Origin of the sequence: Streptomyces sp. NRRL S-378 (genome assembly GCF_000720645.1) — a bacterium.
Classification (GTDB): Bacteria; Actinomycetota; Actinomycetes; order Streptomycetales; family Streptomycetaceae; genus Streptomyces.
This window is the reverse complement of record NZ_JOBX01000173.1, coordinates 1-1,237: the sequence shown is the minus strand read 5'-3', so window position 1 is coordinate 1,237 and position 1,237 is coordinate 1. Positions and strand designations below refer to the sequence as shown.

The 1,237-nt window shown below is 80.0% G+C and carries 1 protein-coding gene; it reads right to left on the bottom strand.

What is annotated here, in order from left to right:
* Positions 1 to 48 precede the first annotated feature (48 nt).
* On the bottom strand, positions 49 to 594 hold the full coding sequence (locus IH80_RS0138360) for a hypothetical protein (protein WP_030966553.1): 546 nt from the start codon (positions 592 to 594) through the stop codon (positions 49 to 51).
* Positions 595 to 1,237 lie beyond the last annotated feature (643 nt).

Genomic DNA, 1,237 nt, shown 5'->3' with positions numbered 1-1,237 from the left:
GGGTGGGGCGGGATGTGCCGGGGCGGGATGTGCCGGGCGGGCGCCGGGTCAGGCGGGTCCGGTCACCGCGCCCGGGGGCGGGGTGGCGCGGACCTTCTCCAGGGCGGCCAGCAGGCGGCGGTAGGCGGCCTGTTCGGCGGCGACCGCCCGTGCGAGGGCGAGGCGATGGGGGTCCTGAAGAGACCGGGCCGGTGACTGGGCCGGGGCCGGTGACCGGGCGGTGATGGCGGCGGCCAGGCGGAGGGTTCTGGCCCGGCGTACGTCGCTCTCGGCGTCGAGGCAGGCCTGGTCGAGGAGGCGGTGGTCGAGCACTTCGGTGAAAGCGCGCCGGGCCAGGGTGTCGAGGCGGTCGAGGCTGCCGGCGCAGTGGTCGGGGTCGGGGGTGGCGCAGCCTTGTGCGAGGGCGGTGGACAGGGCGTTCAGGGTGGCGGCGAGCCGCGGGTAGTCCCAGGCCGGGGCGGTGTCCTCTCGGCAGCCGGTGGCGAGGGTCGTCACCGCCAGGCAGACGGCCAGGGCCAGGGCGCGGAGGGCCGCCGCCTTGCCCGTACGGGTGCGGGTGCGGGGGTGTCGGCGGGTGGTGCGGGAAGCGGTCACGGGGCCCCGTTCACCGGTGGTCAGGACGTGGGGAGGCGGCAGGACGCCGGTCCCGGCCCCGGGCCGCCCCGGGGTGGGGTGCCGGGCCGGGACGCCGGCGCGACCGGCAGGAGGCGGGCGGGCTGGCAGCCGGCACGGAGCGGGTGGGGGCCGGGGCGGCTGCAGCGGTGGCCCGGGTGGGTGAGGTGGGCGGGACGGGCCGGACGGGTGGGGTGGCTGAAGCGGTGGCCCGGGCAGTCCGGGTGGCCGGTCGGTGCGGCCGGGGTTCCGGTGTGGCCGGCAGAGCCCGGGTGGCCCGGACGGCCGAAGCGGAGGTGACCAGCCGGGTGGCGGCCCGGGCTGAAGTAGCGGGGACCGGCCGGACGGTGGCCCGGACGGGTGACGCAGCGGGGACCGGCCGGGTGGTGACCCGGGCTGAAGTAGCTGGGACCGGCCGGACGGTGGCCGGGGTGGGTGGAGCGGCCGGGACGGCGCGGGGGCCGGGACCGGCCGGACGGTGGCCCGGGCGGCTGAGACGGAGGTGACCTGCCGGGTGGTGACCCCGGCTGAAGTGGCGGGGGCGGACGGTGGCCGGGGTGGGTGGAGCGGCCCGGACGGCGCGGGGGGCCGGGACCGGCCGGGTGGTGGCCGGGGTGGGTCCAGG